General features: G+C 65.0%; 6 protein-coding genes and 1 pseudogene. All 7 read left to right on the top strand.

Going from position 1 to position 9,011, the window contains the following annotated elements:
* Nucleotides 1-149 (top strand): Flp family type IVb pilin (locus tag AC629_RS23980; protein WP_084807420.1); only part of this gene is annotated, 149 nt, incomplete at its 5' end.
* 216 nt (nt 150-365) lie between these two features.
* The gene (locus AC629_RS23975; RefSeq protein WP_084807419.1) at nt 366-1,907 is read left to right on the top strand and encodes a thymidine phosphorylase family protein; all 1,542 of its coding nucleotides are present in this window, start codon (nt 366-368) and stop codon (nt 1,905-1,907) included.
* Nucleotides 1,904-2,824 (top strand): ribose-phosphate pyrophosphokinase, encoded by a 921-nt coding sequence (locus tag AC629_RS23970; protein WP_084807418.1) that lies wholly within the window; start codon nt 1,904-1,906, stop codon nt 2,822-2,824. Before AC629_RS23975 ends, AC629_RS23970 begins: the two co-directional genes overlap by 4 nt.
* The gene (locus AC629_RS23965; RefSeq protein ID WP_084807417.1) at nt 2,821-4,416 is read left to right on the top strand and encodes an MBL fold metallo-hydrolase; all 1,596 of its coding nucleotides are present in this window, start codon (nt 2,821-2,823) and stop codon (nt 4,414-4,416) included. The genes AC629_RS23970 and AC629_RS23965 overlap by 4 nt, the downstream gene beginning before the upstream one ends.
* Nucleotides 4,417-4,856: 440 nt before the next feature.
* Nucleotides 4,857-5,279, top strand: coding sequence for a superantigen-like protein SSL4 (locus AC629_RS23960; protein ID WP_084807416.1), 423 nt, complete (start codon nt 4,857-4,859; stop codon nt 5,277-5,279).
* 135 nt (nt 5,280-5,414) lie between these two features.
* Complete coding sequence (locus AC629_RS23955) at nt 5,415-7,103, top strand: thiamine pyrophosphate-requiring protein (protein WP_283847538.1); 1,689 nt, start codon at nt 5,415-5,417, stop codon at nt 7,101-7,103.
* Nucleotides 7,104-7,216: 113 nt separating this feature from the next.
* Nucleotides 7,217-9,011: pseudogene (locus tag AC629_RS23950) on the top strand (GAF domain-containing protein); the annotation flags it as partial.

Genomic DNA, 9,011 nt, shown 5'->3' with positions numbered 1-9,011 from the left:
CCTTCCTTGCCGATGAAAATGGTGCCACCGCCATCGAGTATGGTCTGATCGCTGCCGGCATTGCGCTCGCGATCGTTACGGTTGTGAACAACACAGGAAGCGCACTCCTGAACAACAAGTTCAACTCCGTCGACTCGGCGATGAAGTAACCGGCATAGCCGGCCGAATGCGGCCTTCTGACAGGGGCAGTATCGCTCCGGCGTTCGGCTCCACGCCGCGCCATTGCGGATTGCCGCGCTTGCAATGACGAGCGTACGCAACGCCGCGCCCCTCGGGTCAGCAGCGTCACAGCCATGATCTGAGTCAACAACGCCAGGACAGTGACGGCTAAGGTTGGAGACCGAGTCCCTCCTGCCGGCCCGCTCATGCATCCAGATCTCCCGCACTCCCAACTGAAGATCCGCCGCGTCCGCCTCGATACTGGCCGCGAGAACGTCGTCGTCATCTCCAGGCGATCGAAGGCGCTGCGCGCGGAGATCTTCCGCGGCTTCAGCCGCGTCGAGCTTCGCCTCAACGGCAAGGTGCTGCTGGCGACGCTGCTGATCGCGGACGACGACACGCTGGTGGCTCAGGACGAGATCGGGCTCTCCGAACCCGCGTTCCGGCGCTTCGCGCAGGCCGCCGGCACGCAGGTTTCGGTCACGCCCGCCTCGCCTCCGGAGAGCCTGGAAGCGGTGCGCGCGAAAATCCACGGGCGAACGCTGAGCAAGGCGGAGATCGGCGCGATCATCAACGATCTCGCACATTATCGCTACTCGGACATGGAGATAGCCGCCTTCCTGATCGGCTCGGCGAGCTTCATCACCAGCGATGAACTCCTGGCCCTCACCGGGGCGATGGCCGAGGCCGGTACTCAATTGGTGTGGCCGGCCCCGGTTGTCGTCGACAAGCACTGCATCGGCGGAATTCCCGGCAATCGCACCTCGATGGTCGTGGTGCCGATCGTCGCCGCGCACGGCCTGCCGATTCCCAAGACCTCCTCGCGCGCCATCACCTCGCCGGCCGGAACGGCCGATACGATGGAGGTCCTGGCGCGCGTCAATGTCGGCGTCGAAGAGATGAAGGCGATCGTTTCGGCCTGCAACGGCTGCCTGATCTGGGGTGGACACGTCAACCTGTCGCCGGCTGACGACGTTCTGATCTCGGTCGAACGCCCCCTGAGTCTCGATACCCGCGAGCAGATGGTCGCTTCCATCATGTCCAAGAAGATCGCGGCAGGCTCGACGCACCTTCTGATCGACATTCCGGTCGGGCCGACCGCGAAGGTCACCAGCGCCGTCGACGCGATGCGGCTGCGAAAACTGTTCGAATTCGTCGGCGACCGGTTCGGCCGCGCGGTCGAGGTCATCGCGACCGATGGCAGCCAGCCGATCGGCAACGGCATCGGGCCGGTACTCGAGGCCAATGACGTGATGGCGGTGCTGGGCAACGATCCGGACGCTCCGCGCGACCTGCGCGAGAAATCGCTGCGGCTCGCCGCGCACCTGCTGGAGTGCGATCCGAAGCTGCGCGGTGGAGCCGGCTATGCCCGGGCGCGCGAACTGCTCGATTGCGGCGCGGCGCTGAAGCAGATGCAGAGGATCATCGACGCTCAGGGTCCGTCAACATGCAGCAGCGAACTGGGATCGCTCAGCTTCGACGTCAAGGCACCTCGTGACGGCGTGGTGTCCGCGATCGATTGCCTGCGCCTCAATCGCCTCGCTCGTACGGCCGGCGCACCACTCGACAAGGGCGCCGGCATCCGCCTGTTCAAGAAGATCGGCGACCGCGTCGAGCAGGGCGAGCCGCTTTACCGCGTCTACACCTTCGGTCAGCCGGAGCACGACCTGGTCGCTTCCGCCGCTGCAGCGGAAAGCGGCTACGTCCTCGACGGCCACGAAGTCCTTCCGGGCAAGGCGTCGTCGTGAGCAGAGTCTCGCTTCAGTCACTGCCGTCCGGCACCGACGCGGCGAAGCGGCTGGCGGCGCGCCTCGGGATTGCCTGCGACGAGATCGCACTGCATCGCTTTCCTGACGGCGAGTTGCGCGTCACGGTCGCGCCCGCGGCAGACACCACCATTCTCTATACTCCGCTCGATCAACCCAACGACAAACTGATCGCCCTGCTCTTTGCGGCGGAGGCACTGCGACGGGGCGGCGCGAAGCGGCTTGTCCTGGTCGCGCCCTATCTCTGCTACATGCGGCAGGACGCTGCGTTTCATCCGGGCGAGGCCATCAGCCAGCGCGCTATGGGCACTTTGCTTGCGACGATCGTGGACCGCGTCATCACCGTGGATGCGCACCTGCATCGCACCCCTGACATCAGGTCCGTATTTCCAGGTATCGAAGCGGAGAACCTGTCTGCCATGCCGGCGATTGCGAACGCGCTGGCGACGGGCGGCATCGATCCCACAACCGTCGTCATCGGTCCTGACGCGGAGTCCGAACCTTGGGTGATCGATCTCGCCGGCCGGCTGCAATTGCAGCACACGGTGGCGCAAAAAATGCGGCACGACGATCGTTCCGTGGATATCACCTTTGCCAATCCCGCCCTGCTCTCAGGGCGGCCCGCGCTGATGGTGGACGACATCGTGTCCTCCGGGACGACGCTGATGGTCGCGGCGAAAGCACTGAGAGCGATGAGCGCGACTGCCGTTGATGCGGTCGTGACGCACGCGCTGTTTCCACCCGCCATGGTCACAGCATTCACCGACGCCGGTATCCGGTCGATCCGTTCGACCGACAGCGTGCCGCATCCGACCAACGCGATCGCGCTTGACGAGATTCTCGCAGGCGCCCTGCGGTCCGAACTGGCTAAGACACATTCGCCGGAGACGACGACATGAGCACCACCGTCCGATTTTGCGGCGCCGCCCGCACCGTGACCGGCTCGAGCTATTTGTTCCAGACCGCCACAGGCCGCTTCCTGGTCGATTGCGGCCTGTTCCAGGGCCAGAAGACGCTCAAGGAGCTCAATTACGGCGCCTTTCCCTTCCGCCCCGCCGACATCGACGCGGTGTTGCTCACGCACGCGCATATCGACCACAGCGGATTGCTGCCGAAACTCGTGCGCGCGGGATTTGAGGGACCTATCCTGGCGACGCAGGGCACGATCGACCTCTGCTCCTACATGCTGCCCGACGCCGGCAATATCCAGGAATCGGAAGTCGCGCAACTCAATCGACGGAACGCTGCGCGCGGCCGCAAGGAAGTGCGGCCGATCTACACGCAGGCCGACGCAATTGCATCGCTTCGCTCGTTTCGCGCAGTCGACTATGAACTCTGGACCGACGTGATCCCGGGTGTTCGCGCGCGCTACTGGAACGCCGGCCACCTGCTCGGCTCCGCCTCGATCGAGCTCGAAATCGCCGAGCAAGGTTCGACGCGTCCGCTGCGCGTGCTGCTCTCCGGCGATGTCGGGCCCGAGGCAAAGCTGCTCCAGCCCGATCCCGAAGCACCAACCGACCTCGACTATGTCATCTCGGAATCCACCTATGGCGACCGGGTGCGTGCCGCCACGACACCCACGCTCCGCCGGCAGCACCTCGCCGCCGAGGTGCGCGATGCGGCGGCGGCCGGGGGCGCGCTGTTGATACCTGCCTTCGCGGTCGAGCGCACCCAGGAGCTGATCGTCGATCTCGTCGACCTGATGGGGCACGGCGAGATCCCGACGGCGCCGATCTTCCTCGACTCCCCGCTCGCGATCCGTGCCACCGAGGTGTTTCGCCGGCATGCCGCGAGCCTCGACCCGACCATCGATGCCAATCGCCTGCTCAATTCGCCGCATCTCAAATTCACCGAGACCGCGGACGAGAGCAAGGCGATCATGCGGCTCACCGGCTTTCACATCATCATTGCGGCGAGCGGCATGTGCGACGCCGGCCGCATCCGCCATCATCTGAAACGCTGGCTCTGGAACGAGCGCGCGACCGTGCTTCTCGCGGGCTTCCAGGCCAACGGCACGCTCGGCCGTTTCCTGCAGAACGGGGCCAAGGCCGTGCGGATCCAGGGCGAGGAGATCAGGGTCGCGGCGCGGATTCGCATGATCGACGAATATTCGGGCCATGCCGACGGTGCCGGCATGGCCAGCTGGATCGCCGCACGCCGCCCTATCGCCCGTGGGTTGTTCCTGGTTCACGGCGAAGAAAGCGCGATCGCGGGGCTGGCAGAGCGTGTCGCCGAACGCATCATTCCGGCGGCCAGGATCTATCAACCCGTGCTGGACGACATCTTCGAACTCGCCGCGCCCGAACCGCGCGTGCTCGACGTCGATCATCGCCGGCGGCTTGCGCCGGAGGCCGTGACCCGTCTCGACTGGCACAACGAAATGTCGGAGCTCATGCTCGACATCAACGACAGGATTGGGGCCGCCGCGGACGACCGCGCCCGCGGCGTCATCATCCGAAAGCTGCGCCGCGCACTGGAGGAGACCGGGTAGAGAGGCGCCGGATGCGGTTGGAAGCATGGCAGCTCCACAATCTCGTGTGGGTGATGGCATCCGCCACCCTCGTGTCCCGGACGCGGTGCGGCACGCAGTGACGCTCCGCAGAGCCGGGATCCAGGAAGCCACACGGATCGCTGCAGCATGGGCCCCGGCTCTGCGGCGCACCGCCAAGGGGCGCTGCGCCGCGTCCGGGGCACGAGACCGTCGCTGAATAACTAACACGCGCTCGCGTTCTCGCGGCTTGTTTCGCCCGAGCTCTGCCTGTTGCGTCCCCTCTTCGAGAAAGGGCGCAGATGCATTTGTCCCGGACTATGCTGCACTCCGTCCGGGCTACGGCGCTTTGACGGTCATGTGAGTCCTGATATTCTTCAGCACAGCGTGGCTCGACAAGCCATGCTGTCAATCGATGAACCAGAGCTGCTTGAAGGATGCGGATGAAAAGCGTGACGCTCTTGGCTCTCAGCCTCATGTTTGTCGGCGTCTGGTCGCAGGACAGCGCGAGAGGACAGAGTTCGGTCTCGCCGCCGGTTTCGCTTGCTCCGCCCCAAGCATCGCCGCCACGCACAAACGCCAAAGATTCCGGAATTCCGCCGACGGCGTCCGGCAGAGCGGCTTCGACACCTGTGATCGGTGGGCCTACGCCGTTGCCGAATCCGGCCGCCGACTACGATGGCTTCAGCGTAGGCACCGTCGACGACAATGACACCTCAGGTCAGGTGACGCCGCCTGTGAGGTCACGCGCGGCAAAGGGCTCCAAGTCCAATCTGGATACAAATGGCCTCGCCGGGCAGTCATCGGTTGATCAGGAAGATGAGGCCTTGAAACGAAAGCTGACGATTTGCAAAAACTGCAAATAGGACGTTTGTCGGCCGCTAGTGAGGCCGACCTGCGGCTGTGGCGGCCGGCGCGTCCGGGCGACCTGACGCTCGCGCTGCATAGCTGACCTACCTCGGCACTCGCTCGCCCGCGCTTTACGCACCCCAAGATTCCTGATCCTCTCTCCTCCAACCAGCCGGACCAACCGGCCTGCCCCAGGGAGAGACGTCATGAAGCTCGGCACCGCGATCGCGGAAATCATGAGGCGCGAGGGGATCGAGATCCTCTGCGGCTATCCCGTCAATCACCTGATCGAGCACGCAGCGAAAGCCGACATCCGTCCGGTGATGGTGCGGCAGGAGCGCGTCGGGGTGCACATGGCGGACGCGATCTCGCGCGTGACGTCGGGCCGCTCGATCGGCGCGTTCTGCATGCAGCATGGGCCGGGTGCGGAGAACGCGATGGGTGGCGTCGCGCAGTGCTATGGCGAATCCGTTCCCGTGCTGGTGCTGCCGATGGGCTATCAGCGGCGGCTCTCGCATATCGAGCCGAACTTCAACTCCAGCGAGGCGATGAAGCCGTTCGCGAAATCGTCCGAGCCGATCATCCTGGCAACTGAAGTTGCCAACATCTTCCGCCGCGCCTTCACCAAGCTGAAGAACGGCCGCGGCGGTCCCGTCATCGTCGAGATTCCCTCCGACATGTGGAACGAAGAGGTGCCGGAGCCGCTCAACTACACGCCGGTGCTGCGCACCCGCTACGGCGCCGACCCCGTGCACGTGAGGGAGGCAGCCCACCTGCTCGTCAACGCAAAGCGCCCGGTGATCTATGCCGGCCAGGGCGTGCATTACGCGCAGGCGTGGCCGCAACTGAAACGGCTCGCGGAGCGGCTCGCCATACCCGTCACCACCAGCCTCGGGGGCAAATCGTCGTTCCCGGAAACGCATCCGCTCTCGCTCGGCTCCGGCGGCCTCGCGGTGCCGCGGGCGGTCCCGAAATTCCTGAGCGAGGCCGACGTCATCTTCGGCATCGGCTGCTCCTTCACCGAGACCAGTTTCGGCATCGCGATGCCGAAGGGCAAGACCATCATCCATTCCACGCTCGATCCGAACCATCTCAACAAAGATGTGGAGGCGAAGATCGGCCTCGTCGGCGATGCCGGCCTTGTGCTCGATGCGCTGCTCGAGGAGATCGGCAAGACCGTCACCTCCGATCGCGACGCATCGGCAGTCGCGGCCGAGATCGCGGCCTCACACGAGGAGTGGCTGGCAAAATGGATGCCGAAGCTCACCAGCAATGACGCGCCGCTCAGTCCCTACCGCGTGCTCTGGGACCTCCAGCACACCGTCGACATCCGCAACACCATCATCACGCATGATGCCGGAAGCCCGCGCGATCAGCTCTCCCCGTTCTGGAAATCGGTCGAACCCCTCACCTATCTCGGCTGGGGCAAGACGACGCAGCTCGGCTACGGCCTTGGGCTAGCGATGGGCGCCAAGCTGGCAAAGCCCGACAAGCTCTGCATCAATGTCTGGGGCGATGCGGCAATTGGTTTTACGGGTATGGATTTCGAGACGGCAGTGCGCGAGCGCATCCCGATCATGTCGATCCTGCTCAACAATTTCTCGATGGCGATCGAATTGAAGGTCATGCCGATCTCGACCGAAAAGTATCGCTCTACGGACATTTCCGGCGACTACGCCGCGATGGCGCGCGCCTTCGGCGGCTATGGCGAGCGGGTGACGAAGCCGGAAGACATCGTCCCGGCGATCAAGCGCGGCATCCAGAAGACGCAGGAAGGCGTGCCGGTGCTGCTGGAGTTCATCACCAGCAAGGAAACCGAGGTGTCGCGGCCTGGCACGTAAGAAGGGCCGGGTTTCGGCGGCCAGGTTGCGGCCGCAGGCGCTGGCTCCGACCGCGGGAGATGTGATAATCCGGCTCGGTGCCCCGTACATCGAGGCACACAACCGGATTGCGAATGACCGCCCCTTCCAACGACGTCGCCGGGATCGACGAGCTCAAACGGCAGTTGCAGTCAACTGCTGCCGAGAACGCGCAGCTGCGAGCCGAGCTTGCGATTGCGCACGATCGCCAAAGCGTCAGCGCCGAGATCCTGCGCACCATCGCGGCCTCCCCCCTCCGATGCACGGCCGGTATTCGCCGCGATCGCGTCCAGCTCGAAGCGCCTGCTCGGCGGCTTCTCCGCCACCGTGCTCCAGTTCATCGGCGACGAGCTGCACCTCGTGGCGTTTACGCCGACCAGCCCGGAAGCCGATGAAGGGCTGAAGGCCTCGTTTCCCCGGCGGATCGCCGACTTCCCGACCTTTGCCCGGGTTCGTGGCGGCGAGACGATCCAGTTTCCCGACAGCGAGGCCGATGACGTCCCGGAGCTGAACCGCCAGTTGGCGCGGCTGCGCGGCTTCCGCAGCGTGCTGTTCATGCCGCTGATGAACCAGGGCACGGCGGTCGGCATGATCAGCGTCACGCGCGCCGAGCCCGGCGCGTTCGCGCCCGATCTCGTGCAGCTGCTCCAGACGTTTGCAGACCAGGCCGTGATCGCGATCGAGAATGCGCGGCTGTTCAACGAGACACGCCAGGCACTGGAGCGCCAGACCGCCACGGCCGACATCCTGAAGGTGATGGCTGGATCGCCATCCGACGTGCAGCCCGTGTTCGATGCCATCGCCGCCAACGCCAATCGCTTGATCGGCGGCTTTTCCACGGCGGTGCTTCGCTATATCGACGGCGCCGCCCACCTTGCGGCATTCACCCCGACCGATCCGGTCGGTGACCGCGTGCTCCAGTCCTCGTTCCCGGTGCTATTCGCGCGGTTTCCGGCCTACGAGCTCGTGGCCCATGGTGCTGCAGCGCAACTGCCCGACACCGAGCTCGAGCCGGCCGCGCGCGACATCGCGCGGGCCCGCGGCTTTCGCAGCATGCTGTTCGCGCCCCTGATGAGCGAGGGCGAAGCGATCGGCGTCATCATCGCGACGCGCCGCACGACCGGGACCTTCGGCGAGCATCACGTCCAGCTGTTGCAAACCTTCGCCGACCAGGCGGTGATCGCGATCAAGAATGTGAGCCTGTTCAACGCGACCAGGGAAGCGCTGGAACGCCAGACCGCGACCGCCGACATCCTCAAGGTGATCGCCGCCTCGCCTTCCGACGTCACGCCGGTGTTCCAGGCCATCTCCGACAGCGCCAAGGCGCTGATCGGCGGGCATTCCTCCACCGTCACCCGCGTCATCGACGGCATGCTGCATCTGGCCGCCTTCACCACCGACAATGAGGCCGGCAACGAGGAGCTGCTCAGCTCGTTTCCCACGCCGCTGTCGGCGTCGGGCATTCACAGCCGGGTGGCGACGAGTGGAGAATATGCTTTCCGCAGCGACATGCAGAACGAACCCGACCTCACGGAAGCGATGAAGGAGCTCGCGCGAACCAGAGGCTATCGCAGCATCCTCGTGATCCCGATGCTGCGCGACGGCGTTGCGATCGGCACCATTGGCGTGACGCGGCCGGAGGCTGGACATTTCCCGGACAAGGCGATCAACCTGCTCAGGACCTTTGCCGACCAGGCCGTGATCGCCGTCGAGAACACGCGCCTGTTCAACGAGGTGCAGGACCGCACTCGGGAACTCGCCCAATCACTCGACAATTTGCGCGCCGCTCAGGATCGATTGATTCAAACCGAGAAGCTTGCATCCCTCGGCCAGCTCACCGCCGGCATCGCGCATGAGATCAAGAACCCGCTCAACTTCGTCAACAATTTT

Source organism: Bradyrhizobium sp. NAS80.1 (genome assembly GCF_001908205.1).
Classification (GTDB): Bacteria; Pseudomonadota; Alphaproteobacteria; order Rhizobiales; family Xanthobacteraceae; genus Bradyrhizobium.
The sequence above is the reverse complement of the archived record's forward strand: the minus strand, read 5'-3'. Positions and strand labels throughout refer to the sequence as shown.